Annotated in this window: 29 protein-coding genes and 1 tRNA gene; 17 read left to right on the top strand and 13 right to left on the bottom strand. The window is 57.8% G+C overall.

Features of this window, described 5'->3' with window-relative positions:
- The first annotated feature begins 214 nt into the window (after positions 1 to 214).
- Both QQX03_RS10630 and QQX03_RS10625 read left to right on the top strand, forming a co-directional pair.
- Entirely contained in the window at positions 215 to 1246 is a 1032-nt protein-coding gene (locus tag QQX03_RS10630; RefSeq protein WP_285977011.1) for an aspartate carbamoyltransferase catalytic subunit, read from the top strand.
- Positions 1243 to 2472 (top strand): dihydroorotase, encoded by a 1230-nt coding sequence (locus QQX03_RS10625; RefSeq protein WP_285975702.1) that lies wholly within the window; start codon positions 1243 to 1245, stop codon positions 2470 to 2472. The genes QQX03_RS10630 and QQX03_RS10625 overlap by 4 nt, the downstream gene beginning before the upstream one ends.
- A gap of 69 nt (positions 2473 to 2541) precedes the next feature.
- Here QQX03_RS10625 and QQX03_RS10620 read toward each other — a convergent pair whose 3' ends face one another.
- The 4 genes from QQX03_RS10620 to QQX03_RS10605 are packed head-to-tail and all read right to left on the bottom strand — an operon-like array spanning position 2542 to position 5109.
- The gene (locus QQX03_RS10620) at positions 2542 to 2769 is read right to left on the bottom strand and encodes an SPOR domain-containing protein (protein WP_285977010.1); all 228 of its coding nucleotides are present in this window, start codon (positions 2767 to 2769) and stop codon (positions 2542 to 2544) included.
- 29 nt (positions 2770 to 2798) lie between these two features.
- Positions 2799 to 3890: a tetratricopeptide repeat protein gene (locus QQX03_RS10615; RefSeq protein ID WP_285975701.1), complete on the bottom strand. Its 1092-nt coding sequence runs from the start codon at positions 3888 to 3890 to the stop codon at positions 2799 to 2801.
- 31 nt (positions 3891 to 3921) lie between these two features.
- A complete protein-coding gene (locus tag QQX03_RS10610) occupies positions 3922 to 4377 on the bottom strand; it encodes a hypothetical protein (protein ID WP_285975700.1) in 456 nt (151 codons plus the stop codon).
- A 15-nt stretch (positions 4378 to 4392) separates the two neighbouring features.
- Complete coding sequence (locus tag QQX03_RS10605; RefSeq protein WP_285975699.1) at positions 4393 to 5109, bottom strand: ParA family protein; 717 nt, start codon at positions 5107 to 5109, stop codon at positions 4393 to 4395.
- Positions 5110 to 5281: 172 nt separating this feature from the next.
- Here QQX03_RS10605 and QQX03_RS10600 point away from each other — a divergent pair, with 172 nt between their 5' ends.
- The 4 genes from QQX03_RS10600 (at position 5282) to QQX03_RS10585 (ending at position 8120) form a co-directional block, all read left to right on the top strand.
- Positions 5282 to 6553 carry a DUF418 domain-containing protein gene (locus QQX03_RS10600; protein ID WP_285975698.1) on the top strand — a complete coding sequence of 424 codons (1272 nt, stop codon included), beginning with the start codon at positions 5282 to 5284 and terminating at the stop codon, positions 6551 to 6553.
- 93 nt (positions 6554 to 6646) lie between these two features.
- Entirely contained in the window at positions 6647 to 6835 is a 189-nt protein-coding gene (locus QQX03_RS10595; RefSeq protein ID WP_285975697.1) for a (2Fe-2S)-binding protein, read from the top strand.
- 129 nt (positions 6836 to 6964) lie between these two features.
- Complete coding sequence (gene bfr, locus QQX03_RS10590) at positions 6965 to 7447, top strand: bacterioferritin (protein WP_285975696.1); 483 nt, start codon at positions 6965 to 6967, stop codon at positions 7445 to 7447.
- A 208-nt stretch (positions 7448 to 7655) separates the two neighbouring features.
- Positions 7656 to 8120 carry a hypothetical protein gene (locus tag QQX03_RS10585; RefSeq protein ID WP_285975695.1) on the top strand — a complete coding sequence of 155 codons (465 nt, stop codon included), beginning with the start codon at positions 7656 to 7658 and terminating at the stop codon, positions 8118 to 8120.
- A gap of 47 nt (positions 8121 to 8167) precedes the next feature.
- Here the strand turns inward: QQX03_RS10585 and QQX03_RS10580 are convergent, their stop codons facing one another.
- From QQX03_RS10580 to QQX03_RS10570, 3 genes are read right to left on the bottom strand one after another with little or no spacing between them, the layout of a single operon-like run.
- Positions 8168 to 8686, bottom strand: coding sequence for a DUF2721 domain-containing protein (locus QQX03_RS10580; protein WP_285975694.1), 519 nt, complete (start codon positions 8684 to 8686; stop codon positions 8168 to 8170).
- Positions 8683 to 10122, bottom strand: a complete 1440-nt coding sequence (gene der / locus QQX03_RS10575; RefSeq protein WP_285975693.1) for a ribosome biogenesis GTPase Der — start codon at positions 10120 to 10122, stop codon at positions 8683 to 8685. The genes QQX03_RS10580 and der overlap by 4 nt, the downstream gene beginning before the upstream one ends.
- Positions 10123 to 10176: 54 nt before the next feature.
- Positions 10177 to 10473, bottom strand: coding sequence for a DUF3297 family protein (locus QQX03_RS10570; RefSeq protein WP_285975692.1), 297 nt, complete (start codon positions 10471 to 10473; stop codon positions 10177 to 10179).
- A 129-nt stretch (positions 10474 to 10602) separates the two neighbouring features.
- Between QQX03_RS10570 and QQX03_RS10565 the strand changes: the two genes are divergently transcribed.
- Positions 10603 to 10687, top strand: a tRNA-Leu gene (locus tag QQX03_RS10565).
- Between the two features lie 72 nt (positions 10688 to 10759).
- Positions 10760 to 12310 carry a trigger factor gene (tig, locus tag QQX03_RS10560; RefSeq protein WP_285975691.1) on the top strand — a complete coding sequence of 517 codons (1551 nt, stop codon included), beginning with the start codon at positions 10760 to 10762 and terminating at the stop codon, positions 12308 to 12310.
- A 23-nt stretch (positions 12311 to 12333) separates the two neighbouring features.
- Here the strand turns inward: tig and QQX03_RS10555 are convergent, their stop codons facing one another.
- Together QQX03_RS10555 and QQX03_RS10550 are read right to left on the bottom strand one after the other, a co-directional pair.
- Positions 12334 to 13824 (bottom strand): amidase, encoded by a 1491-nt coding sequence (locus tag QQX03_RS10555; protein WP_285975690.1) that lies wholly within the window; start codon positions 13822 to 13824, stop codon positions 12334 to 12336.
- 45 nt (positions 13825 to 13869) lie between these two features.
- Positions 13870 to 15933 carry a TonB-dependent receptor plug domain-containing protein gene (locus tag QQX03_RS10550; protein WP_285975689.1) on the bottom strand — a complete coding sequence of 688 codons (2064 nt, stop codon included), beginning with the start codon at positions 15931 to 15933 and terminating at the stop codon, positions 13870 to 13872.
- 288 nt (positions 15934 to 16221) lie between these two features.
- Between QQX03_RS10550 and clpP the strand changes: the two genes are divergently transcribed.
- The 4 genes from clpP to QQX03_RS10530 all read left to right on the top strand — a co-directional run bounded on the left by clpP (position 16222) and on the right by QQX03_RS10530 (position 19405).
- Entirely contained in the window at positions 16222 to 16920 is a 699-nt protein-coding gene (clpP, locus tag QQX03_RS10545; RefSeq protein WP_285975688.1) for an ATP-dependent Clp endopeptidase proteolytic subunit ClpP, read from the top strand.
- Positions 16921 to 17091: 171 nt separating this feature from the next.
- On the top strand, positions 17092 to 18366 hold the full coding sequence (gene clpX, locus QQX03_RS10540; RefSeq protein WP_285975687.1) for an ATP-dependent Clp protease ATP-binding subunit ClpX: 1275 nt from the start codon (positions 17092 to 17094) through the stop codon (positions 18364 to 18366).
- A 17-nt stretch (positions 18367 to 18383) separates the two neighbouring features.
- Positions 18384 to 18716, top strand: coding sequence for a low molecular weight protein tyrosine phosphatase family protein (locus QQX03_RS10535; RefSeq protein WP_285975686.1), 333 nt, complete (start codon positions 18384 to 18386; stop codon positions 18714 to 18716).
- Positions 18713 to 19405 carry an aspartate/glutamate racemase family protein gene (locus QQX03_RS10530; protein WP_285975685.1) on the top strand — a complete coding sequence of 231 codons (693 nt, stop codon included), beginning with the start codon at positions 18713 to 18715 and terminating at the stop codon, positions 19403 to 19405. Before QQX03_RS10535 ends, QQX03_RS10530 begins: the two co-directional genes overlap by 4 nt.
- On the opposite strand, the gene QQX03_RS10525 is transcribed toward QQX03_RS10530, so the two are convergent.
- Positions 19402 to 20337, bottom strand: a complete 936-nt coding sequence (locus QQX03_RS10525; RefSeq protein WP_285975684.1) for a cation diffusion facilitator family transporter — start codon at positions 20335 to 20337, stop codon at positions 19402 to 19404. The two genes, QQX03_RS10530 and QQX03_RS10525, sit on opposite strands and share 4 nt — an antisense overlap.
- 5 nt (positions 20338 to 20342) lie before the next feature.
- Entirely contained in the window at positions 20343 to 20996 is a 654-nt protein-coding gene (mtgA, locus tag QQX03_RS10520; RefSeq protein ID WP_285977009.1) for a monofunctional biosynthetic peptidoglycan transglycosylase, read from the bottom strand.
- 194 nt (positions 20997 to 21190) lie between these two features.
- Here mtgA and QQX03_RS10515 point away from each other — a divergent pair, with 194 nt between their 5' ends.
- The 3 genes from QQX03_RS10515 to QQX03_RS10505 are packed head-to-tail and all read left to right on the top strand — an operon-like array spanning position 21191 to position 23176.
- Positions 21191 to 22525, top strand: a complete 1335-nt coding sequence (locus tag QQX03_RS10515; protein ID WP_285975683.1) for an amidohydrolase — start codon at positions 21191 to 21193, stop codon at positions 22523 to 22525.
- A 36-nt stretch (positions 22526 to 22561) separates the two neighbouring features.
- Entirely contained in the window at positions 22562 to 22969 is a 408-nt protein-coding gene (locus QQX03_RS10510; protein WP_285975682.1) for a hypothetical protein, read from the top strand.
- A 9-nt stretch (positions 22970 to 22978) separates the two neighbouring features.
- A complete protein-coding gene (locus tag QQX03_RS10505) occupies positions 22979 to 23176 on the top strand; it encodes a hypothetical protein (protein ID WP_285975681.1) in 198 nt (65 codons plus the stop codon).
- Here QQX03_RS10505 and rpoH read toward each other — a convergent pair.
- Positions 23173 to 24060, bottom strand: coding sequence for an RNA polymerase sigma factor RpoH (gene rpoH / locus QQX03_RS10500; RefSeq protein ID WP_285977008.1), 888 nt, complete (start codon positions 24058 to 24060; stop codon positions 23173 to 23175). The two genes, QQX03_RS10505 and rpoH, sit on opposite strands and share 4 nt — an antisense overlap.
- Positions 24061 to 24202: 142 nt before the next feature.
- Positions 24203 to 25147: an RluA family pseudouridine synthase gene (locus tag QQX03_RS10495; RefSeq protein WP_285975680.1), complete on the bottom strand. Its 945-nt coding sequence runs from the start codon at positions 25145 to 25147 to the stop codon at positions 24203 to 24205.
- Between QQX03_RS10495 and QQX03_RS10490 the strand changes: the two genes are divergently transcribed.
- Positions 25125 to 25559, top strand: coding sequence for a M67 family metallopeptidase (locus tag QQX03_RS10490; protein ID WP_285975679.1), 435 nt, complete (start codon positions 25125 to 25127; stop codon positions 25557 to 25559). The two genes, QQX03_RS10495 and QQX03_RS10490, sit on opposite strands and share 23 nt — an antisense overlap.
- Positions 25560 to 25698: 139 nt before the next feature.
- A complete protein-coding gene (locus QQX03_RS10485; RefSeq protein WP_285975678.1) occupies positions 25699 to 26352 on the top strand; it encodes a histidine phosphotransferase family protein in 654 nt (217 codons plus the stop codon).

Raw genomic sequence — 26352 nt, 5'->3', positions numbered from 1 at the left:
GGATTGTGCCGATTCAGGCTGGACGGTTGGATAAATCCAACTTAAAGGGCGCCATATGCACGATTTGCTCTTTGAAATTGAACAATTCTGCCAGCGAAATGACATGTCGGAAACGCGTTTCGGCGAGCTGGCGATGAACGACAAGCCGTTCGTATCGCAATTGAAGGCAGGCCGTGATTTGCGCGGCAGCACAGCCACGAAGTTGCGCGAATTCATGGCGGGATACGAGGCAAATCAACCTGCCGCGGCTCACAGTTCGGGCAGGTTTCCGGCCGGGCGAATGGCGTTTCCGCATCGCGGATTGCTGGGCATCGGACACCTGGAGCGCCACGAGATTCTTTATGTGCTGGATCAGGCGGAACAATGGATCCGTCTGAACCGCCAGCGGAGCAAGCACAGCGATCTGCTGTCAGGCCTGACCATTATCAATGCCTTCTTCGAAAATTCAACGCGAACGCTGCTGAGCTTCGAAATCGCGGGCAAGCGCCTGGGCGCGGATGTTGTCAATATGCATGCCGCGCAATCGAGCGTGAAGAAGGGTGAGACGCTGATCGACACGGCAATCACTTTGAATGCCATGCGCCCCGATGCAATTGTTATCCGCCATGCTTCCAGCGGCGCGACCCAGTTGATTGCTGACAAGGTCGATTGCCCGGTGCTCAATGCCGGTGATGGCCAGCACGAACACCCGACGCAGGCACTGCTGGATGCGCTCGCGCTGCGACATGCCTTGCAGGCGCGCGGTGAGACGGCGGAGGATTTCACCGGGCTCACGATCACGATATGCGGGGACATTCTGCACAGCCGTGTCGCGCGGTCCAACCTTCTGTGTCTGCAAGCTCTCGGAGCGACTGTACGCTTGTGCGCTCCTCCCGCGCTTATGCCGGCAAATGTCGAGGCGATAGGAGCAGAGCCGTTTCATGATTTCGATGCAGCGCTGTCGGGCAGTGATGTGGTGATGATGCTGCGTTTGCAGACTGAGCGGATGCAGGGGCAGTTCATCCCTTCCGCGCGCGAATATCATCATTTGTACGGCCTGACCGAGGAACGATTGAAGCGCGCGGCGCCAGATGCGCTGGTGATGCATCCGGGGCCCATGAACCGGGGTGTAGAGATCGACAGCGATGTAGCGGACATGATCGATCGTTCAATCATCACACGGCAGGTTGAAATGGGCGTTGCGGTACGCATGGCATGCCTTGATATCCTGACGCGCGAGACGCGCGGTGTGGAGAGCTGGGCATGAAGCAGGCTTCACCCATCACAATTACAAACGGACGCGTCGTTACTGGCGAGGGCGTGAAAGAGGGGGTGGTTCGCCTGGTGGCCGGGCTGATCGATGCGCTAGGCGATATCGCACCGCAAGATGGCGACGAGATCGTCGATGCGAGGGGACGGGTGATCGCTCCGGGGCTGGTCGATCTGAGTGTATTCGCTATCGACAAGCCCGCGTTCCATTTCGGCGGGATTACACGCGCGGCTTTGATGCCAGACCAATCCCCCCCGCTCGATTTGCCGAGCCGGGTCAGCTATATCGCGAAGAGCGGGAAGCCTGACCTTTGGGTGCATCCGCTCGCGGCAGCCACACGTGACTTGGGCGGTCAGCAATTGGCAGAACTGGGCCTGATGAAAGAGGCCGGCGCGCGCGGCCTTTCGACCGGTCGCGGCTGGATCGCAGACAGCGGCGTGATGCTGCGGTTGATGCAATATGCCGCCATGCTGGACCTGGTCGTGGTAAGTCATGCCGAGGACAGCGGACTGGCCGGAGATGCCGCTGCGACGGCTGGCGAAATGGCGAGCCGGCTGGGATTGCCCAGCGCGCCCGCCGAAGCCGAAGTGCTGGCGGTGGCGCGCGACATCGCGCTGGCCGAGATGAGCAGCGCGCGACTGCATATCCGCCAGGTTACCACCGCAGCTGCGCTTGATCTGGTGCGCGCGGCGAAGGCGCGCGGCGTTGCCGTTACCGCAGGTGTAACACCGGCGCACTTTATGCTCTCAGACTTGGCGACCGCTGAATTTCGCACGTTTGCGCGGCTTTCGCCTCCCTTGCGCAGCGAGCCTGATCGTCAGGCGGTCATAGCGGCGATTGCAGACGGGACGATTGACGTGATCGCTTCAGGGCATGATCCGCGCGGGCCCGAGGACAAGCGCCTGCCGTTTTCCGATGCCGAACCCGGCATGGCGGGGGCGGAGACCCTTTTGCCGCTGACCATGACATTGGTGCGCGATGAAGTGATTGATCTTGGTCGCGCTTTTGCGCTTCTGGCCGGCAATCCGGCGAAGATCCTGGGCGTTGATGCGGGCGAAATTACCCCCGGAAATCAGGCGGACATCGCGTTAATCGATCCTGAGAAGCCCTGGATTGTCGATAGCGCCAAAATGTCTGCTAGCGCCGGCAATACGCCGTTTGACAAACAGCCGATGCAAGGCCGCGCAACCGCGCTTTGGAAAGGCGGGAAGCGGCTGTTCTAGCCAACAAAGCAAAACCCCCGAGCGCCTTCGCACCCGGGGGTCATTCTCGCTGGAGAGAGAAGCTCTTGGTTAGCGTGAAGACAAGCGAACACCGCGATCAATTGCGCCTGGCAACGGGCTGCTTTCGGCATGTGCGATGCAGCCGGCACCACCGGCCTTTAAAGTTGCACACATCGAAGCCGCACCACGCGCGCTGAATCCAGCGGCGGCTACACGGTAGTAGGTTTTGCCATCGACTTCAGCCTGGGTGATCACGAGATCGCGGCCGTCAAGCTGTGAATGGCGGCTTTGATAGATCGACCATGCACGCTCGGCTGCGTCACTGGTTAGAAGCTGCCAAGCTGGTCAAGATGCGTGCCATCGGTGGCGTTGCTTGTCGCTGCCATAGGGCGTTGTGAGGTGTTGGCCGCCCAACGCGAGGCAGGTTTGCGACCTGCCGCTTGATAGTTGGCGGGCAATTCCTGAACCACCGGGTTCGAAACCACGCGTGCGGTAGCGACCTGAGGTGTTGGCGCATAGGCCACCTGAACTTGCTCAGCAGCTGCAACCTTCTCCGGTTGAGCGGGTGCTGCGATCAGAGTCGAAACAACGTCCGCGTCAACTGCGGCCAGTTCGGTGCTTTGTGTGTCTGCAACCGCCACCTGAGGTTCGACTGCATCTTGTGCAGCTTGTGCAACCATCACATCCTGGCTCGGGAAGTTGCCCAAAGCGAGCTGAATGGGTTGACCAGCATCATATGTTGGCGTGACATCAAGCAGTTTTGCGACGCGCGTTTGGAAAGCTTGCGAGCGGGTCTGTTCTGCCCATTCGGCGATGCGTTCGGAAACCAGATTGGCCGGCACATCTTCGGCAGCCATCACACGAGCCGCGCGCCAGTCGCCCGACAGCGCATAGGCGTAGGCCAGATTCTGGCGAACCTTGGCTGTGTTCTGACCACCGCGCAGTGCATTACTGAGAACGCGAACGCCATCACGTGGTTCGCCTGCCAGAGCAAGTGCCAGACCGCGGTCAGCGTGATCGAGCTGGCCTTCATACTGGTCCAGAATGCGGATCGCTTCGGCATTGTTGCCTAGTGCAGTCTGCGCCAGCGCATAGCTCAGAACCGTGCGGTTGTCGGTGTCGCCAAGAGCAAGCGCGTCACCAAAACTTGTCGCCGCAGCCTGAAACCGGCCGGCTTCAAGATAGGCCGCACCAAGCAGGGCACGGTTTGACGCATTGCGTGGATCGGCCAAGACAGCGGCTTCCGCATACTCAACCGCTTTGGCAGCCTTGCCCTTTTCAATCGCAGCCTGCGCCTTTGCAAGCGAAGCAGAAGCGGGCGGCGCGGCAGAAGTCGTGCAACCGGCAAGTGCGACGCTGACCAGCGCGGTGCTGAGTGCGAATGCAATCTTTGGCGTGTTGTGTGCGGTCTTGCTCATGAGGGCTTTCCCTTGCTCTTGCTCAAATCACTCAATGCTGCGGCATTTGCGCGTCAAGAGCGTCCAGTTCCTTGATCTCGTTCAGAAGCGAATCGAGAGCATCAGTCACAATCTGCTGTGCGCTTTGACCCTTGATGGTCGAAGCCAGGCGCAGTTTGAGGTGACGCTCAGCATCCAGGCACAGCGTGAATGCAGCGCGTTTGCCTTGCTTGAGAGCGCTCTTGCGAACGGCTGTTGTATTGGCGGGCGCGGCGATCTTCTTGGCTAGCGTCAGAACCGGTGCGTCATCTGCATCGTCCGAGGCCGGTGAAATCGGCACGACATTGGACAGCTCATCGCCGCCCATATCGTTCCAGCCCAGATCTTCGAGCGCTTCTGCGGTGGCAGTTGCGATCGGCAGTCCTGATTGCCGACGCATGGCGGGTTTTGCGCCACCTTTGCGTGCAAGCAGCGACTGATTGAGAGAGGCTAATGTGGCTTCAGACATGGCCAGCGCCTCCGCTTACTGTGCTACGCGGCGGCTGAAACCGCCAGCCGGACGATGTGCGCTTGCAACTTGCGGCTGTGTGCCGGGCGCTGCGAATACGGTGCGACGGAAGTTCTTCTCAAGACGATCCGAGATATATTTCCAAAGCGCGGTCATTTCTGCAGCGCTGCGGCCCTCCGGATCGACTTCCATGACTGTGCGGCCATCAATCATTGATGCAGCAAAGTCTGTGCGGTGGTGCAGAGTGATCGGAGCGACTGTGCCATGCTGTGACAAGGCAACCGCAGCTTCCGAAGTGATTTTTGCTTTCGGGGTTGCTGCGTTGACTACGAATACCAGCGGTTTGCCGGCACGTTCACACAGATCAATCGTCGCACCAACAGCGTGCAGATCGTGCGGGCTTGGGGGAGTTGGCACAACAATCAGTTCAGCAACGCTAATCACTGACTGGATCGCCATGGTAATCGCTGGCGGCGTGTCGATCACTGCAAGCTTGAAGCCCTGCTGGCGCAGAATCTGAAGATCGTTGGCAAGACGCGCTACTGTTGTTTGAGCAAAAGCAGGATATTCCGCTTCGCGCTCGTTCCACCAATCAGCCAGCGAGCCCTGTGGATCGATATCGATAAGTACGACTGGCCCAGCGCCTGCGCGCTGTGCCTGTACGGCAAGGTGCCCTGACAGGGTAGTTTTACCCGATCCGCCTTTCTGCGATGCTAATGTTAGTACTCGCAACGCCTTAATCCCCCTGGTTACCCCTTAGGTTGGTGCCGCAATTGCGACTTCTGGATACGGGGATCGCAGGATACCGTTATTTTTAGGTTAACTTTGACCGATTGGTTGGCTCTTTGCTTGTGCCGAAAGCCTGTTAAGTTGGCTTCCGAAAAAGGGGCAAAGGGAGATCCTTGTGGCCGATCAAGCGGTAACACCGGATTTGGAGGGGGCTGCGCACGCCCGGCTTGCAGAGCGTATCGGCAGCCTTGATCTGATGCGCGGGATTGCCGTGCTTGGCATTCTGGCTGCGAACATTGTTGCCTTCGGGCAGCCGTTTAGCGCTTACATGTTCCCTGAAACATTCCTTGTTCCCGCTGGAGACGATGGCGGCTGGATGTGGATCGCACAATTTGTGCTGATCGACGGAAAGATGCGCGGGATATTTACAGTCCTGTTCGGCGTGGGGCTGTATCTGTTTATGGAGCGGGCCTGGGCAAGGGGGCAAACGCGCTGGCTGCAAGCGCGGCGGCTATTCTTCCTAATGTTGTTCGGAATGGTGCATTTCTTCTTCATCTGGCGCGGTGACATTCTGTTCTACTACGCTGTGATTGGGTTCATCGCGCTATTGTGTTTGGGCTGGAGCCCCAAGGACCAGCTCAAGGTGGGATTGCTCGGCTATTTTGCCGGCGCAATATTTTATGCGCTCATGATGTTGCCGCTGCACTTTATTGCCGACACGTCATTCGGCCAGAATGTGGCGATGGCTGAAACCCGCGTCGGGCTTGAAGAAGGTAAGCAAGAGGCGCTTGCGGATGATGTGATCGAATCCGGGTTGAAGCAATCAGGCGATTACATCGGGTTTGTCGAGCACCGCTTTTCAGAGCACTGGCTCGAGCCGCTGACCAACGTGCTGTTCTTTGGACTGGAATCGCTGCCGCTGATGCTGATCGGGATGGGGCTTTATCGGCTTGGGTTCTTCAATGGAGGCATTGATCCAGGCCGGATGCGGTTCTGGGGCTGGATCGGCTTTTTAGGAGGCAGTCTACTGCACCTTTTGATCGGCCTATGGGTCCAATCGATCGGATTTACCTATTATGGCACGCTCGCGGCATTCGTGGGGGTCAGTCCACTACCGCGCCTGATGATGGTGCTCGGGATCATGGCCTTGCTGGCCGTCTACGGGCCAGGCTGGAAGGGTTGGCTCGCGCAACGCTTTGCTGCGGCCGGGCGCGCAGCGTTCACAAACTACCTCGGCACATCGATTCTGATGCTGCTTGTATTCCATGGCTGGGCGCTGGGTCTTTTTGGTGAGCTCAATCGACCGCAGCTCTATCTGGTCGTTCTGTCCGCATGGATTGTCATCCTGGCGTGGTCCAAGCCGTGGCTTGAGCGTTATCGCTACGGTCCGCTTGAGTGGCTGTGGAGATGTCTGAACTATAGGAAGATGTTTCCGTTGAAGAGGTGACCCTAGTCCACAGGCAAGCACCTTTCTCCTTGCTATTGAGAATAATTCGCATATTCTCGTTCTTGCGAATCACTCGCAGGAGATTGCTGTCCGATGTACGTTTGCATCTGCAATGCGATTAAAGAGGCCGACTTGCGTCAGATGGCGCGCAAAACGTCCGGCGATGCCGAAGCGGCCTATGCGGCATTGGGTAAAAGGCCCAATTGCGGAACCTGCCTGAGCGATGCGGATGCGATCCTCTTTGAAGAGCGCGAGCTTAGTTGCAAATCAGTCGCAGCATAAGCTGACTGCGTGCTAGTGATTATCGCTCTCAAGTAGCGGAAATCCGACAATTTTTCATGGTATCGCCTTGTCCGCGAGGCGCGGTTGGGGCATATAAGCGCGCAATCGGTCTCAAACAGGAGTATCGCCATGAAGGGCGACGCAACAGTCATCGAATATCTCAACAAGGCGCTCACGAACGAGCTGACCGCGATCAATCAATATTGGTTGCATTATCGCGTGCTTGACGATTGGGGCGTGACGAAACTTGCCGCTTACGAACGCAAGGAATCGATCGAAGAGATGGAGCACGCCGATGAACTGGCGGCACGCGTGTTGTTCCTGAACGGGCTGCCCAATTTTCAAGCGGTTCACAAGCTGCGCGTGGGTGAAACCGTCGAAGAAATTCTGAAAGCGGATATGGCGCTTGAAGAAGACGCGATCCCCCTGCTGCGCGATGCGGTCGAATATTGCGAGAAGGTGCGCGACTATGTGAGCCGCGATCTATTTGCGAAGATCCTCGACGCTGAAGAAGAGCACGTAGATTTCCTTGAAACCCAGTTCGACATGATCGAGCGGATGGGTCTGGAAAATTATGTGCAGCTCCAAAGTCAGGCGGCTGGCGAGGCTTAAGGAGAGTTGGTCCTCCGGCGGTTCTCCCAGGCTTTCATGCATGCCACCTGAAGGCTTCTTTCGGCAAACCAGATTGGAATCCATCAGCCCTTTTCCGTTGACTTGATTGGTTATCCTGTCACCTTCAAGTGTGGAGAGGGGTGATAGCTTGGGTAGCGCCCCTTCAGTTTTCTGGGTCGCTCAACCTGTTAATGATTGGAGTACACACATGCGAAAATTTAAATCAGTTGGTCTTGGACTGCTTGCCGCGTCCGCCGTGGCGTTTGCGACACCTGCTGCGGCTCAGCTTCAAGCTTGGGAGGATTATACCCCTCAGGAAACTGTCATTGAGCTGACCTATGTGAAGGTGGATGAGGGGCAGCTACCCTATTACCTAGAAGGCTTGCAGCAGACCTGGGTGAAAGCGAACGAAGTGGCCAAGCAGCTCGGCCAAATAACCGATTACGGTATCTACACCGTTCCTTATGGCGCGAACGAGGTGAACCTCGTGCTGCGGATCAACTATCCCAACATGGCGTCGCTTGATCCCGACAAGGCCGAGTATGAAAAGTTCATGGAAGCCTGGGGTGACACCAACATGGAAAGCAGCAACGAAACCGTAAGGGAGCTGTACAACAATATCCGCAAGATTAGAGGCACTTACATCCTGCGTGAGCTTGTAATGAACGACTGAACGGTAATACCGATCAATCCGGGCGGGGCAGCAATGCTCCGCCCTTTTTACGTATGGGGCTCGTCTTGTTCCTGCCCTGGTTGACTGCGGGCCACACGGTGGCCTTTCGCTGCTACCATCGTCTCGCGCGCGAAGTTGACTAGGCCTGTGAACAGCAGGGCCATCGTCAGGATCCAGGCCAGCGCGGCCAATGTCCCGATCTGAGGCTTGATGAAAGCGCTGATAAATAACAGCGCAATCACAACCGAAATCGTCAGCGCGGCAGAGGTGCTGAACATCACTGCGCGCTGCGCCAGTTGGCGGCGATGCCGCAGCCATTTCAATTCGTGTTCGGCGGTCGGGTTCTCTTTTCCGCGCATGCGCGCTTCGAGCCGTTCGATCCGCTCTGCAACCCAGATCAGCCGTGTCATCATCACATTCATGATCGCGCCAATACCGGCGAGCAAGAATGCCGGCGCAAGGCTTAGCCGCACAATTTCCTGCACCCGTAGCGTGCTTGATGTGCGCTCGAGCAAATCGCTTGCGATATTGCCGCCGCCCGAGGCTAGCAGGTCAAATACAATCATGTTTTCCCCGAGCTGCCGCTGTAATTGCCGCCGCCACCGCGATTGGCGTTATACGGGTTCTTGGGGCTCTTCAACACGACCCGAACAGGAACCGCATCAAAGCCCAAATGTTTGCGGATGGAGTTCACCAGATAGCGTTCGTAGCTGGTGGGGAGCGATTCCAGCCGCGTACCGAACACCACGAAGCGCGGAGGTCGCGTACCGGCCTGCGTAATGTAACGCAGCTTGATCCGGCGGCCGCCTGGTGCTGGCGGCGGATTTGCCTCCATCGCATCGTCGAACCAGCGATTAAGCGCAGCGGTGGGTACACGTTTGGACCAGCTTTCGCGGATCTCGAACGCCGCGCGCAGCATGTCGTCCAAGCCCTTGCCGGTTTTCGCGCTGACTGCAAACAGCGGCAAGCCGCGTACCTGCGCCAAGCCATCGTCCAGCGCTCCGCGAATACCGTTGAACAGGGACGAAGGGTTCTCCGCGATATCCCACTTGTTGATCGCGATCATCAAAGCGCGGCCTTCTTGCAGCACCATGTCCGCGATCTTCAGATCCTGGTGCTCCAGGCCTTGAGTCGCATCGAGCAGCAACACGACCACTTCGGCAAAATCGACCGCGCGGCGCGCGTCGGCCACCGAGAGCTTTTCCAGCTTTTCGGTTACATTGCGCTTCTTGCGCATGCCGGCGGTGTCGATCAGCCGGATTTCGCGCTCGCCCGGATCGTCCGGCCCTGCCTTGGGGTCGGTCCATTTCCAGTCGATCGCAATGGAATCGCGGGTGATCCCTGCTTCCGGACCAGTCAGCAGGCGATCCTCGCCCAACAACCGGTTGATCAAAGTGGATTTACCTGCATTCGGCCGCCCCACAATCGCCAGCTTGAGCGGGCCGAGCGGTGTCTCCTCACCCTCGCTCGCGGCGAATTTGGCAGCTTCCTCAGCCGCCTCGGATTTGGTTCCGATAATGGGCCACAGCGCGCCGAACAGGTCTGCAATACCTTCGCCATGTTCAGCAGACAGGGGAACCGGTTCGCCCAGTCCCAGAGAATAGCTTTCATAGACGCCGGCCTCGCCAGCTTTGCCCTCAGCCTTGTTGGCCACCAGCACCACAGGCACTTCCTGTTCGCGCAGCCAGCGTGCGATCTCTTCGTCGAGCGGGGTCAGGCCTGCACGCGCATCAATCACGAACATCGCTGCGTCTGCGCCTTCGATGCTGACCTCTGTCTGCATCCGCATCCGGCCGGGCAGGGTGTCCGGGTCTTCGTCTTCCCACCCAGCGGTATCGACCACAGTAAAAGTCATTCCCGCGACTTCTGCATCACCCATGCGCCGGTCACGCGTGACGCCCGGCTGGTCATCGACCAGCGCGAGTTTCTTTCCCACTAGCCGGTTGAACAGCGTGGACTTTCCGACATTGGGTCGGCCGATGATGATGACTTCGGGTTTCATTGCGCTACTGCCAATTGGCCCTTGCCGGCCGCAATGACAAGCAAGAGCGCGTGCTTAATCTTGTGTTTCGTCTTTTCGGGCCACCGGCGGATTGTCGCCCAGATCCTCGAACCAGGCTTCGACCGGACCGGTCAGCTTGATCGTCAACGGGTTACCTTTGCGGTCGACCGTCTTGCCTGCCTGCACGCGGACCCAACCTTCGGAAATGCAATATTCCTCAATGTCGGTGCGTACGCGATCCTTGAACCTGATGCCGACGCCGCGCTGCAATTGCTCGCCGTCGAAATACTCGCTGTGGGGATTGACCGACATGCGGTCAGGCGGGGTATTGTTCTGTGTCTCTTCAGTCATGCTGCGCGCCTTTAAAGCCGACTTGCCCTACTAACAAGCCAGTTCCGCTTGCCCTTTTGCGCCCGCCCGACTAATGGCGCACCCCTACATGCGTCGCAGGTTACTGCGCGCACGGCTTCGTTCGGGCTAGCGGGCGTGGCGGAATTGGTAGACGCGCTGGTTTTAGGTACCAGTATCGTAAGATGTGGGGGTTCGAGTCCCTTCGCCCGCACCAATTCGCCTGAACGTTGCCAATTACGTCGCATAGACACAGCGAAATTGTTGAAAAGGCTTCAGTTTTAATCCCATGCAGATCAAGGAAACCACCAATAAAGGCCTCAAGCGCGCCTATCAGCTGACCATTCCAGCTAAGGATATCGCAGCTAAAATCGAGGCTGAGGTCAAGAAGATCGCCCCGCAGGTAAAGATGCCCGGCTTCCGCCCTGGCAAGGTTCCTGCGAATCTCATCAAGAAGATGCATGGCGAACAGCTGCATGCGCAAACCGTGAACGATGTTATTCGCGAATCGGTCGATCAGTTGATGAAAGACAAAGAGCTGCGTCCGGCGATGCAGCCCAAGATCGAGCTGGGCGAAGGTTACGAAGAAGGCAAGGACGCTGAAATCGCAATCGAGCTGGAAGTGCTGCCGACTGTTGAAGTGCCATCAACCGATGGCCTGAAGCTTGAGCGTCTGGTTGTTCCGGTTGCCGATGAAGCGGTTAATGAAGCCGTTGCCAGCATCGCAGGCCAGAACAAGAGCTACAAGGATGCTGCGAAGAGCAAGAAGGCGGCAGAAGGTAATCAGCTGATCATCGATTTTGTTGGCAAGCTCGACGGTGTCGAATTTGAAGGCGGCAAGGCGGAAGATGCGGCTCTGGTGATTGGCTCTGGCCAGTTCATACCCGGCTTTGAAGAGCAGCTGGTTGGCGTGAAGACCGGTGACCAGAAAACCATCACAGTCACTTTCCCGAAAGAGTATCAGGCCGAAAATCTGGCAGGCAAGGACGCCGAGTTCGACATCACTGTAAAACAGGTGAAGGTCGAAACAGAGACCAAGGTTGATGACGAGTTCGCTAAGAATCTCGGCCTCGACAGCCTCGACAAGCTCAAGGAATTGATGCGCGGCCAGCTGGAGCAGCAGACCGCCGGCCTTACCCGCACGCAGATGAAGCGCCAGCTTCTCGATACGCTGGCTGCTGGTCATGATTTCGAAGTGCCGGAAGGCATGGTCAACGCCGAGTTCGAACAGATCTGGGCGCAGCTTTTGCAGGAAGCTCAGCAGGAAGAAGATCCCGCTGCGGCGTTGAAGGAAATCGAAGCCGAGAAGGACGACTATCGCAAGATCGCCGAGCGCCGGGTGCGTTTGGGTCTGCTCCTTTCGGAAATCGGCCAGGCGAACAAAGTTGAGGTTTCCGCGCAGGAAATGAGCATGCTGATGCAGCAGGCTGCACAGCAGTATCGCCCGGAAGATCGCGAAAAGTTCATGCAGTATGTTCAGAGCGAGCCAATGGCTGCCGCTCAACTGCGCGCTCCGCTTTATGAAGATAAAGTCGTCGACTTCCTGTTCGACAAGGCAGAGGTGACCGAACGCGAAGTAACGCAAGAAGAGCTGGAAGCGGCGATCGAAGCGGAAGAAACTGCTGAAGCCAAGCCAGCCAAGAAGAAGCCAGCCGCTAAGAAGGCTCCGGCTAAGAAAGCTGACGACAAGAAGCCAGCCGCCAAGAAGGCGCCTGCCAAGAAAGCTCCGGCGAAAAAGGCGGACGACAAGCCAGCTGCGAAGAAGGCTCCTGCCAAGAAGGCTGCTGACAAGAAAGCGCCAGCAAAGAAGGCACCGGCCAAGAAGGCAGCGAAGAAGTAATCAACCGGAATGCCGGCGGGGGATTACTCTGCTGGTTTCCACGGATCGAATGAAGGCGTGGGCAGCTCGGCTGTCCGCGCCTTTTCATATGCAGCGCCTGCTTTCAGCACTTCGTGATCCTGCCACTTGCCGGCAAAGATGCTGAAGCCCACGGGCAAGCGCTCGACCGCACCCATTGGCACAGTGATATGGGGATAGCCTGCAATGGCGGGCAATGATCCTGCGCCCACGCCGCCGCCGAAATTGTCGCCGTTCACAAGATCTGTCGACCACGCGGGCCCGGTGGTCGGGGCGACCAGGAATTGGACGCCATGCTCTGCCAGCAAGCGGTCGATGCCGTCCTCGCGCGTCGCTTTGAGATTGGTCTCAAGCGCCTCGCGATAAGCCGCTTCATCGGTTGTTTCGAGCGCTTGTTCGAACAGATCCTGCCCGAACCAGCGCAGCTCCTTTTCTGAATTTTCGCGATTGAAGGTGACGATGTCTGCCAACGTATCGGGCATACTCCCGTCTTCGAGCGTGCCGAGATAGGCCGCCATGTCGCGTTGCAACTCGAATAACAGCACCGTTAAAGAGCGGCCCCAGAAACCGTCGGGCCAGTCGTACTCGATATCGATCAGCACTGCGCCTTGCGATTCGAGGTCAGAGAGTGCCTGCTCGAATAGCGCCGTCACTCCCGCCACATTGCCCACCTGATTGCGCATCACGCCGATGCGTACGCCGGCGAGCGAGAAATCGTCCAAGCCGGTGGTGAAGTCTGTTTTGTGCGTGTCTGCTTCTGCTGTCGCGGGATCAAGCGGGTCGCTGCCCGCCATTGCGCTTAGCAAGAGCGCCGCGTCATGCACTGTCCGCGTCATCGGTCCGGCAGTATCCTGCGTCGCGCTGATCGGCACAACATGCGTGCGGCTGACCATTCCCACGGTCGCCTTGAAACCGACAATGCCGTTAACGCTGGCGGGACAAGTGATCGAGCCATTGGTCTCGGTTCCGATCGCGGCCCAGGCAAAGCCCGCGGCAATCGCTGCGCCGCTGCCCGACGACGAGCCGCAGGCGTTGCGGTCGGTTGCGTGCGGATTGCGCGTCAACCCGCCAATCGCGCTCCATCCGCTGGTGGAACGGTTGTCGCGAATGTTTGCCCATTCGCTCAAGTTGGTCTTGCCCATGATCACGCCGCCATTTGCGCGGATATTGGCAATCAGCGGAGCATCGCGGCCAGTCGCATTGTCTCTTAATGCCAGCGATCCTGCGGTGGTCGGCCATTCGAATGTTTCGATATTGTCCTTCACCAGCACTGTGCGCCCGTCGAGTGGCATGCCAGCTTCGCTCGCCTCGTTGGCATAATTGGGCCCCTCTGGCTCATAAACGATGACAGCATTCAGTTGCGGCCCAGCATCATCCAGCGCCGCTATGCGCGCCAGTTGCTGCTGCGCTTCGGCAGCTGCATCGTATGGCTCGTCGGCCAGGACGGGAGAAGCAAGGAGTACGAGCGCCAGCGCGGCGGCGGTTGTATGTCTCATGTACGGCACACTGCCACGTGCGCGGGGCGATGCAAGAGCGAGCGTCTAAAAATTCCCGCTGACGTTGAAGCGCAAGATCGGGCCTTCGCGAAAACTTCGGTCTTCGGTGAATTGCACAATGCCATTGGTGCGCGGGCCATCAAAGACGGTTCGAAATTCCTCGTCTCGAGCGCCAAGCAGATTCGCGGCCTCCAGATTGACGGTCAAACCAAAGACATCCTTGTGCTCTACAAAGGCGCTGAGGCGATTAGGCAGATCGCGCTGAAGGCGCACTTGGGAAAGGCGGAAACTTGGCCGATCGCGATTATATTCGAACCCGCCGCCATAGGCCCAGTTGCTACTGGGAACGTCGTGGCGAAAATCAATCTCCACCTCGCGGTCACGTCCGCCGGAAAAGTCACGCAGTCGGCCTGTCAGAGGGTCGCGGACTTCGCCTTCTTCATACTCCAGCCGGATATCAAGCTGTGCGCCGCGCCACCCGATAGGGTCGAGCTGCAGTGTCGTTGTCCATTCAATCTCCGTGCGACGGGCGCTGGCTATATTGCCGCGGGATTCTCCGCCGCCGGCTAGCGGGATGATGTCGGTGAAATCATCAATCCAGCGCTTTTCGAAGAACAACGTGGTCGTGCCCCACGGCCCCAAGGTCTTGCTGATCTCTGCAACGACCTCCCATGTCTGGGACGGGACAAGCTGATTGTTGCCTGTGTTTTCATTGTCTTCATCGAGTTCGATCTCAGCGAGGAAATCACCAAAATCCAGTTGCCCGACGCGTCGCTCGATTCCAAGCGAGATATCCAATCCGGTCTCGGGCTGCCACGCGAGCGAAAATGCACCTTTGGGCCGCTGAAACGTGCGAGAATTTGCCGCGCTACCGGTTTGCTCGATCCTGGAGTATTCGCCGCCAGCCGATATCTGCAGTGCAAGCTTGCCGGTCAATTGCTTGCTATAGCTGAGTATGCTTTCGTAGCGCTCTTCCGTGACGCCGCCCGTTCCGTTTGGAAAGGCGATCTCGTTGAAGTCGCCCTCGTCATCGATTTCGAACAGTCGCGAAACCCGGTCGAGACGGTTGAAGGCCGCTTCGCCGGCAAGCTGCCAGTCCCCGCCCAGCATCGGCCAGTTGTACTCAAACCGGGCGATCCGCTCTCCTTCACCGCCAGTCTGCACAAAACGACTGCCAGATGTGCCCCCGATCGCTAGCGATGTATCGATCACAACACTTTTGATCTCTTCGGTGTCGTAGGCTTCGAGTCCGATCAGCTTGAGCCGACCGGCGCCCAAGTCGAAACTGATATCGCCGCTGATTTCATACTCCGGCGTGGAACCGCGACGCGAGTTGATGCGCGCAATCTGCGAACCATCGGCTAATTGCCGATCTTCGTCTTCGACACGCTCGAAGAAGGTATGACCGAAATAGGCATTGACGTTTGCGATTGTCCCATTGCCAAAATCATAGCCAAGCGCGGTTGAAACACGCGGCAAGTCAGATGCTCCGACCCGCACGACGTCGCGTCGCTCGCTCAGGTCCCCAAATCCATAAGCGAAGAAGGAAGGCCCCGTGCCGCCAAACCGGCTGTTGTTATTCTCGAAGGCAAATGTGTAATCGAGCGCGCCTGTGCTGCCCGAAATGGAGATTTCTCCGCCATACCATTCCGGATCGACTTCGGTTGTGCGCACCGCGCCCTCCCAAGTAAACTGGCCGGAAATTCCGCCTGACTCGACGATCACATTGGCGACTTGTCCGGTAAGACCCGGAATATCCAGTGCTGTCCCATCGACAATTTCGATACGGATCACTTTTCCAGCGGGTATGCGGCGGAGTTGATCCTGCGCACCTTCAGATTTGCTGGTTAGACGCTGTCCGTTGACAAGGACATTCTCATTCGCTTGGCCAAAGCCGCGTCCGCTGTTTCCACCGCCGCCGCCTTGCAACAAGAATCCCGGCACCTGTCGCAGCATATCGAGTGCGTTGCGAGGGGCGAATCGTTCGAAATAGTCCGGCTCGAAGACGCGGCCATCCATGGTCGCAGCCGGAGCACCCGGCTCGCGCGAAGGCGCTGTGGCAGCGTTTGCTTCGCTTGCAAGTGCGGCGTTCGACCATGCCAATGGCATCGCACTGGCAGCAAGCAGGGCCCGGCGAAGATCTAGGCGATACGTGATGATTCCAGTTCCCTTGAAGCCGCGCTGTTGCCGAAGGACAAGATTTATTGAACCCACCGTCGACCGGTAGTTCTCGCCATCCGACGAACGGCGATGGCGTGCATGCGCTGCCCGCTGCGGTTGAAATCATTGGTCGCCGCATCGGTTCCAGTTTTTTGTCGAGATGCATAGGTTAATCCCCTTGAACATCGCGGCGTTGCGTCCGACATAGGGAATCATTCAGATTCACAAGGACACACTATGATCGACCTGTTCGGCTCAGACGCCCATTCTACCCAAGGCCAGTTTACGCACGATCCACTAACGGGCGCGCTGGTACCGGTCGTTGTCGAGCAGACCAGCCGTGGCGAGCGCAGCTTCGACATTTTCAGCCGTCTGCTGCGCGAGCGGATTGTGTTCGTAACCGGTCAGGTCGAAGATGGCATGGCTTCGCTGATCACAGCGCAGCTTCTGTTCCTCGAAAGCGAAAATCCGTCCAAGCCGATCAGCATGTACATCAATTCGCCCGGCGGCGTGGTGACGGCCGGCATGGCGATCCACGACACGATGCAATACATCAAGCCGCGCGTTTCGACCGTGTGCATGGGGCAGGCAGCGTCGATGGGCAGCTTCCTTCTCGCCGCAGGTGAACCCGGCATGCGAGTCGCGCTGCCCAATGCGCGCATCATGATCCACCAGCCATCTGGCGGGGCGCGTGGTATGGCCTCGGATATCGAGATCCAGGCGCGCGAAATCCTGCGGATCAAGGCGCGTATGAACGACCTCTATGTCAAATACACCGGGCAGAGCCTGGAAGAGATTGAAAAGGCGATGGATCGCGACACCTTCCTCGAAGCAGAGGAAGCGAAGGCATTCGGCTTGGTCGATAAAGTGTTCGAAACCCGTCCGGAAAGCGAAGAAACTGGCGACGAAGAAGGCTCTGGCGGCGCGCCAGAGTAAGGAATTCTGCCGGATTTCGCCCCTTTGCGGGACATTAAGACCACATCAACCGCGAATCTGCACAGATTCACTAGGGCAGCATCCAAAATCGCTGCGCTATAGGTTGATTCATCATTACGCGGCTATAAAGTCAGCGAACCCCTGATTTTCAGGGGCTAGGAAGCCTTAGGAATGACCGAATTGAGCGGAACTGACAGCAAAAGCACTCTCTACTGCAGCTTCTGTGGGAAGTCGCAGCACGAAGTGCGTAAACTGATTGCGGGGCCGACCGTGTTCATCTGTGATGAATGCGTTGAGCTGTGCAATGATATTATCCGCGAAGAGACCAAGGCTGGTCTGACCGGACGCAAAGAAGGCGAAGTGCCTGCGCCGTCAGAGATATTTGCGACGCTGAATGATTATGTCATCGGGCAGGATCGCGCGAAACGCGTTCTCGCTGTTGCGGTGCACAACCATTACAAGCGTTTGAAGCATTCGAACAAGGCTGGCGATGTAGAGCTGGCCAAGTCGAACATCCTGCTGGTGGGCCCGACTGGATCGGGTAAAACTTTGCTCGCGCAAACACTTGCGCGCACATTCGATGTGCCGTTCACAATGGCTGACGCGACCACTCTGACCGAAGCGGGTTATGTTGGCGAAGACGTCGAGAACATTATTCTCAAACTGCTGCAAAGCTCGGACTACAATGTCGAGAAGGCACAGCACGGCATCGTCTACATTGACGAAATCGACAAGATTACGCGCAAGGCGGAAAATCCTTCGATCACGCGCGACGTGTCGGGTGAGGGTGTGCAGCAAGCTCTCTTGAAGCTGATGGAAGGCACCACGGCCAGCGTTCCACCGCAGGGTGGCCGCAAGCATCCGCAGCAGGAATTCCTGCAAGTCGACACGACCAATATCCTGTTCATCTGTGGCGGCGCATTCGCTGGGTTGGACAAGATTATCGCTGACCGCTTGCAGAAACGCTCGATCGGTTTCGGAGCCCATGTCGCCGATCCGGACAAGCGCAAAGTGGGCGAACTGCTCGAAAAGAGCGAACCGGAAGATTTGCTGAAATTCGGCCTGATCCCCGAATTCGTCGGTCGTCTGCCGGTGATCGCAACGCTGCACGATCTGGATGTCGATGCGCTTGTCACTATTCTGCAAGAGCCAAAAAATGCGCTGGTCAAACAGTATAAGAAACTGTTCGAGCTCGAAGATGTCGAGCTGACCTTTACGCCCGAAGCGATGAAGGAAATCGCCGAGAAAGCGATCTTGCGCAAAACCGGTGCACGCGGACTTCGCTCAATCGTTGAAGGCATTCTGCTCGACACGATGTTCGATCTGCCTGACATGGAAGATGTTAGTGAGATCGTGGTCGATGCCGATGTGGTCCATGGCCGCAAGGACCCGGTCCGCGTGGTCAGCAGCTCTTCCAAGAAGGGCAAGAACGACGAAGCGGCTTAGCAACCGCATCGCTCTGTTTGGCTGATCGCAACTATCTGTTCGTATGCAGCCAGAACCGCTTGCGTAGTCCGACAGCTGAACATCTCTTCGCTGAAGTCCAGGGCATCGCCACAATCTCGGCAGGGACCAAACGCGACGCTGAATATCCGCTCTCGGACGAGCTTGTCGAATGGGCCGATTTCATCTTCGTGATGGAGCGAGCCCATCGAACCAAGCTGCAAAACCGGCACCGCGCGGCGTTGAAGGACATGCGCATCATCGTGCTGGGCATTCCCGACGAGTACCAGTTCATGGACACTGAACTGGTCCGCTTGATCGAATCGAAAATGCGGCGTTGGTTACCAGCATGAGAACCATCGGCATCATCGGCGGGATGAGCTGGGAAAGCTCGGCCCAGTACTACACGATCATCAATCGCGCGGTTCGCGAACGGCTGGGTGCGCCGCATAGCGCCAAAATCCTGATGCACTCGCTCGACTTCGGCGAGGTCGAGAGGTTGCAGCACGCACGCGAATGGGAAGCGCTGGGGAGAATGATCGGCGAAAGCGCGCGTTCATTGCAGGCAGGCGGTGCAGACCTGCTCATTATCGCGACCAACACCATGCATAAGCTAGCGCCCGAAGTCGAAGCAGCCTGCGACCTGCCACTGCTGCATATCGCGGACCCGACAGCTGAAGCGATTAAGCTGCAGGGTTTCACGAAGGTCGGCTTGCTGGGCACCGCTTTCACCATGGAGCGGGACTTCTATCGGGGGCGCTTGGAGGACAGGCACGGGCTGGAAGTCCTGATCCCCCGGCATGCCGACCGGGTCGAAGTGCACCGCATTATTTATGAAGAACTGGTCAATGGTTCCGCACGCGAAGAGTCCCGCGAGATATACCGCGCAGTGATCGCGCGTCTGGTCGATCGCGGCGCAGAGGCGGTCATCCTCGGTTGCACCGAGATTATGCTGCTGGTTGGACAGGAAGACAGTGAGATCCCGCTGTTCGATACGACTGGATTGCATGCGCTGGCAGCAGTCGATGCTGCGCTAGTCTAGCAGCCGCTGGTCGCACAATCCCGCTCGCGCTCGATCTGGATCGTCGAGTGATTGATACCAAACTCGTGTTCCAGCTTGTGGCTGATTGAGTGCAGAAAGCTGTCGCCCGGATGGCCATTGGGCACGACCAGATGCACGGTCAACGCGGTCTCGGTTGTCGACATTGGCCAGATGTGCAGATCATGCACCTCGCTCACACCTTCGCATTTCGCAAGGAAAGCACGCACCTTGGTCTCGTCCACATTTTCGGGCACTGCGTGCAGGCCCAGCTTTATGCTGTCTTTTGCCAGACCCCATGTGCCCCACGCGATCACTGCAACAATAATCAGGCTGGTGACCGGATCGATCCAGATTTGTCCGGTATAGAGGATTGCAACGCCTGCGATCACCACGCCCAATGATACCAGCGCGTCAGCCGCCATGTGCAGGAAGGCTCCGCGAATGTTGAGGTCATTCTTGCGTCCCCGCATGAACATCAGCGCCGTGAATGTGTTGATCGCGATCCCGATCCCGGCAACCACCACCATGGTCATGCCTTCGACCGGAGCAGGCTCAAGAATGCGGTGGATTGTTTCGAACAGGATCGCGCCAATGGCGATCGCCAGCAACATCGCGTTGGCCAGCGCAGCCAGGATCGTCGAGCTCTTGAAGCCATAGGTATAGCGCGGGGAGGCTGGTTTCTTCGCCGCGACGCTTGCGCCCCAGGCGAGCATCAATGCGAGCACATCTGACAGATTGTGGCCTGCATCGGCGACCAATGCCATCGATCCGGACAGAAAGCCGTAGGTCGCTTCGACTATAACGAAGGCGCTGTTTAGAATGATGCCTATTGCAAAGGCGCGCCCGAAATCGGCCGGTGCATGAGAATGACCGCCAGCCCCATGGATGTGGCCATGCGAATGCGAGTGTGAATGGCTATGCGCCCCTCCCATGGCTTCTAGTCATAGACGCACGAATCAAGCCCGTCACGCCTTACAACTCCCATTCGTGCGGATATCGTGTTTGCGTAACGCCTTGTGAAACCGGTCGGATTGACAACCGGGCGTTGCTTGGGGAGCGGCAGCGCCGCCGCCATGCGCGCAGCTTCGCTTTGGGGCAGCCTTGCCGCGGAATGTCCGAAGTAACGCTGCGCGCCAGCCTCTGCGCCATAGGTTGCAATGCCGGTTTCAGCGACATTCAGATAAACTTCCATGATCCGCTGCTTGCCCCAGATTTGCTCAATCAGGAACGCGAACCAGGCTTCGATACCTTTGCGGAAATAGCCACCGCCTTGCCACAGGAAGACGTTCTTGGCGGTCTGTTGCGTGATGGTCGAGCCGCCTCGAATGCGCCCCCCTTGGGCATTGCGCGCGGCGGCCTTGGCGATGGCTTCTGCATCGAACCCGTTGTGGCTGCAGAACTTGCCATCTTCCGCCGCGATCACGGCACTGACCAGATTACGGTCGATAGAGTCGAGCGATTCCCAGTCTTTGCTAAGCCCGTGCTCCCACACTTCTTCGTCAAGGATCATTGTCGCGGTGATCGGTACGGGTACCCATTTGTAGAATATGACCAGCACGAAGCTGAGAAACACAAAGCCAAGGATCGCCATGGCCGTCCAGCGCAGCAGGGTGCGTCCGGGCGAGCGGCGCAGATTGCCAAAGCCATCACGGATGCGGGGAAGGATTGCGAGACGCATGTTGGTGCAAATAGGCGCGCGGTGACGCGTGCGCAATCAGGAACGCGCTTGCGACTTGGGCGCGAAGATGCTTGGAAGTCATCAACACGGGGATTGGGAGAGAATCGATGAAGTTCATGCGCAATATAGCAATGTCGCTAGCCCTCAGCACAGCAATGCTGGCAATGCCGGCTATGGCGGATAGCGGCGAGATCGCAGCGGCAGTCGAAGCCGATTATGACGCCTATCTCGACGATCTGTTTGTGCATTTCCACCAGAACCCCGAGCTTTCGTTTCTGGAGACCAAAACCGCCGCGCGTATGGCGGCAGAACTGCGTGATGCCGGGCTTGAAGTAACAGAGAATGTTGGCGGAACCGGCGTGGTCGGCATGCTGCGCAACGGCGACGGTCCGCTGATCCTGTTGCGCGCAGATATGGACGGGCTGCCGGTTGAAGAAAAGTCGGGGCTCGATTATGCGTCCAAGGCCAAGCAGGTCGGGCAGGATGGCGAGGAATACTCGGTCATGCATGCCTGCGGGCACGATGTGCATATCACCTCTATGGTCGGCACGGCGCGCTTGCTGGCGTCGATGAAGGACCAATGGTCGGGCACGCTTATGTTCGTGGTCCAGCCCGCTGAAGAGCGTGTGGGCGGGGCGAAAGCGATGATGGAAGACGGGCTGTATGAACGCTTTGGCAAGCCCGATTACGCAGTCGCGTTCCACGTCGCTTCTGTGATCCCGACCGGCACCGTCAGCGCGTCGGAAGGCATTCAGTACTCCAGCGCGGATTCGGTCGACATCATGGTGCCGGGTATTGGCGCGCACGGCGCGAGCCCGCATGCTGGGCGTGATCCGGTCTATATCGGATCGCAAATCGTCACTGCGCTGCAATCGATCATCAGCCGCGAAGTCATGCCATTGTCGCCAGCCGTCATCACTGTCGGCGCGTTCCACTCAGGTACCAAGCACAACATCATTTCAGACCGCGCTGACTTGCAATTGACGGTGCGTTCCAATGACGAGCGCGTTCGCGAACAGCTGCTTTCCACGATCGAACGGGTGGCGGTGAACATCGGCAAGGCCCATGGCCTGCCGGACGACATGCCGGTGCAGGTCACCGTGACCGAAGGCACGCCGGTGACTTACAACGATCCCGAGCTGGCGCGCCGCCTCAACGGTGTGATGCGTGAAACCTTTGGCGAAGAAGCGACTCCTGCATTCCGTCAGCAGGGGATGGGGGCAGAGGATTTTGCTTTCTTCGTGGCTGAGGACACCGGCGTTCCGGGATATTACTTCGCCGTTGGTGGTACGCCTCAGGAGGCGTTCGACGCGGCGGCGAATGGCGGCCCTGCAGTGCCTTCGCACCACTCACCGCTATTCAAGATCGCCCCGCGCGAGAGTGTGACTGTGGGCACCCGAGCGATGATCGCAGCTGTGCTGGATCTTGCGCCAAGCGAGTAATCAAACGGGTCACCCGGCGACACTGACTGGTGTAGTATGATTATTGTCATCGAAGGCATCAGCGCCGCGGGAAAGACCACATATTCGCGCCGTTTTGGCGAGCAGTATTACGTGCCCGAGTTTGAGGCAGAAGGCCAGGTTCTGGGCGCTGCTGATGCGCCTGCCGTTCACGCCGAATACTGGTTTCAGCACAATATCCGGCGGTTCAGGCCAGCTCAGGCGATAGAGGCAAAGCACGGTTTCGCGATCTGCGACACAGAGCCGTTCAAATCACACTTTGACTGGTGCATGGCCCGCGCCGGGTTCAAAACGATGGACGTCTTCAACGAGACGATGCCTTTGGCTCGAGAGGCGATCGGCTTCGCGGATCGCTATTTCATACAGCACATCGAACCTGACGTTGCCCGCGCGCAAAAGGAAGGTGACAAGACGCGTAGCCGCTGAGGGTTTGACATGCACCTGGCCCTACAGCCCCACCTGATCGCATGGTTCGAAGCTCTGGTCGGTGTCATTCCCGAGCAGGTCCAATTCCAGTGGCCAGAGCCGGGAGATGTGCTGTGCGAGATGAAAAGCAAAACGCCGGAGGAAAACCCCGGCGTTTCGATGTTTCGGTTCTCGATGATCTCTTGGACCGTCTGCCGGGCTAGTTAAGCCCCTGCATACAAGAGCTTTTCACCGGCAATCCGCTGCATCGCTTTCTGCAGCTTTTCAAATGCACGCACTTCGATCTGGCGAATACGCTCGCGGCTGACATCGTAAACCTGCGACAACTCTTCTAGCGTTTGCGGGTTTTCGGTCAGGCGGCGCTCGGTCAGAATGTGCTTCTCGCGATCGTTCAGCGCATCCATGGCTTCAGCCAGCATTTCGTGGCGGACCTGGGCTTCTTCAGCTTCGGCAACCGTTTCGTCGTGCAGCGGACGATCATCGGTCAGCCAGTCCTGCCATTCGCCAGAACCTTCCTCGCCATTGCGCATCTGGACGTTCAGCGAACCGTCGCCGCCCATCATCATCCGGCGGTTCATATTGACGACTTCCTGCTCCGGCACGCCCAGATCGGTCGCTATCTTCGCCACGTCGTCAGGATGAAGATCGCTATCTTCGTAAGCGTCGAGGTTCTTCTTCATCCGTCGCAGGTTGAAGAACAATTTTTTCTGCGCGGCGGTGGTGCCCATCTTTACGAGGCTCCAGCTGCGGAGAATGTATTCCTGGATAGAAGCCTTGATCCACCACATCGCATAGGTCGCCAAGCGGAAGCCACGATCGGCTTCGAACTTCTTGACGCCCTGCATCAGGCCAACATTGCCTTCTGAAATAAGGTCGCTGACCGGCAAGCCATAGCCGCGATAACCCATCGCAATCTTCGCAACCAGGCGCAGATGCGAGGTCACGAGCTGCGCCGCAGCTTCGGGGTCCTCATGCTCTTCATAACGCTTGGCGAGCATATATTCCTGCTCAGCGGTGAGAACGGGGTATTTCTTGATTTCCGAGAGGTAGCGGTTGAGGCTTTGCTCTCCGCCGAGCGCCGGGACGCTCATAGACTTGGTATTGGTCACTCTTTCCCTAACCTTTCTTGCGTCAACCCGACGGTATCTGGACCCCTAATGGGCATCCGTTGGTGCGGGTCACATGGTTACACATACACGCGTTTGCAGAGATTTGCAGTGTATTTCATCGATTTCAACGCGTGGTTTGGTCGATTAGTTCCTGTATATCCTCCGGCAGTTCCGATCGGAATTCGAGCCAATCTCCGCTTATCGGGTGCTCAAAGCCAAGCGATGCCGCATGCAAGGCCTGCCTTTCGAAACCCAAAGCCTTCAGAATATTACGTAATTCGGCTGGAGTGCGTCCATATATCGTATCACCTACTAGCGGATGACCAATTGACGCAAAGTGAACGCGAACCTGGTGGGTTCGCCCCGTTTCCAACCGACATTCGATTAACGAAGCGGATTTGAGCTTCTTCAAAAGCTTATAATGGGTCACAGCATCTTTGCCGCGCGAGGAATTCTTGGCGAGCACAGCCATTTTTTTGCGATTGGCATCAGAACGGCCGATTCGCGTGGAAATCGTGCCTTCGGAATTGCGCAGATGCCCCCCGCAAACCGCCAGATATCGCCGCTCGATCGAGTGGTCCTTGAACTGCCGGGCAAGACCTTCGTGCGCCTTATCGGACTTTGCGACCACCAACAGGCCGGACGTGTCCTTGTCGATCCGGTGGACGATGCCCGGCCGCGCGACGCCGCCAATGCCCGAAAGCTGGCCTTTGCAATGGTGGAGCAGCGCATTGACCAGAGTCCCGTCAGGATTTCCGGCTGCGGGATGAACCACCATGCCGGCAGGCTTGTTCACGATGATCAGATGCTCATCCTCGAACACAAAATTGATCGGGATATCCTGCGGCCGGGCTTCGGCTTCGATGGGAGGCGGGACGCGGATTTCATACCGCGCACCAGCTGGAATCTTGGCTTTTGCGCTCGTCATGATCTGACCGGAAATGGCAACACGACCTTCCGCGATTAGCGCCTGAATTCGCGCTCGCGAAAAATCGCTCGCGTCAGCCAACGCCTTGTCGAGGCGGTCTGACGTTCCGATTGATCCGATGATGACTTCGCTTTCGGTCATGCTAGAGGCATGCGCGATGGACATCAAAGTGGCAAGTGGAGTGATCGATCGGATCTTGCGGGAGGCGGGAAAAGCCCATCCGCTCGAGGCATGCGGAATTATGCTGCGCGAGGGCGATCGAATTTCCGATTGTGTTGCGACCCGCAATGTCCATCCGGCACCTGCAACCCATTTCGAAATTGATCCGCAAGCACTGATCGATGCGCATCGCGCTGCCCGCAAAGGCGGGCCTCAAGTCATCGGCTATTACCATTCGCATCCGGTGGGTGATGCGCGACCATCAAAGACGGATCGGGTCATGTCCACTGGTGACGGCAGCATCTGGGTGATTATCGCGGGGCAGGAGATTGGCTTGTGGCGGGATGATCCAGACGGATTCACGGAAGTTTCCTACGCAGTGGTGGACGACTAGAAGCGACCTGTGCTCGACTGGTCTGCCTTTGGCGAATAACCTTTTCGCGCATTCGGATTCGACACGGCTGGTCTGGTAGCGATTTTCTGAGTAGGACAGCGTTCCAAGTGTTCCATTCTGTAGGACTTTAATGGCCTCGATGACCTTTTCAACTGAACTTGCCGCTTTGATGTGCTCGCGGCTGTGCCACGACATGCTGTCACCTGTAGGAGCTCTCTCCAACGGGCTGGAATTGCTCGCTGACGAGAAAGACCCGGAGATGCGCGCGCGCTGCATAGAGCTGCTCGAACAAAGCGCAAAGATCAGCACGAACAAACTCAAGTTCTTCCGGCTCGCGTTCGGCGCGGCTGGTGGTTTTGGCGGAGCTGTTCCGGTGGAAGAGGCGCAAAGCGTAATCGACGCGCTGGTATCGGACGCCAAAGGCGTGACGCAGAATTGGGCGATCAGTGAGTCCAGCCTTCCGAAGCCCGCGGTAAAGGTGATGCTCAATCTCGCGCATATTGCACTTGATGCGCTCATCCGTGGCGGGACACTCGATATTGGTGCTGAGCTGCAAGGCGGCAATGTAGAGATCGTTGTCCGGGCGAGTGGGGACCGGCTTGCATTCGATGACAACATCGGTCGCGCGATTCAAGGCGAGCTTGCGCCAGGCGAACTCTCCAGCCGAACTGCCGCTGCGCATATGATCGCAACGCTGGCTGAGGAAATGGGCGGTGGGCTTCAGTATAAGAAGACCGATACTAGCCTGGTCATGGGCGCGGTGCTGCCGCAGCCTGAAGGGATGATCGGCTAA

This window comes from Altererythrobacter rubellus, assembly GCF_030284385.1.
Lineage (GTDB): Bacteria > Pseudomonadota > Alphaproteobacteria > Sphingomonadales > Sphingomonadaceae > Erythrobacter > Erythrobacter rubellus.
The sequence above is the reverse complement of the archived record's forward strand: the minus strand, read 5'-3'. Positions and strand labels throughout refer to the sequence as shown.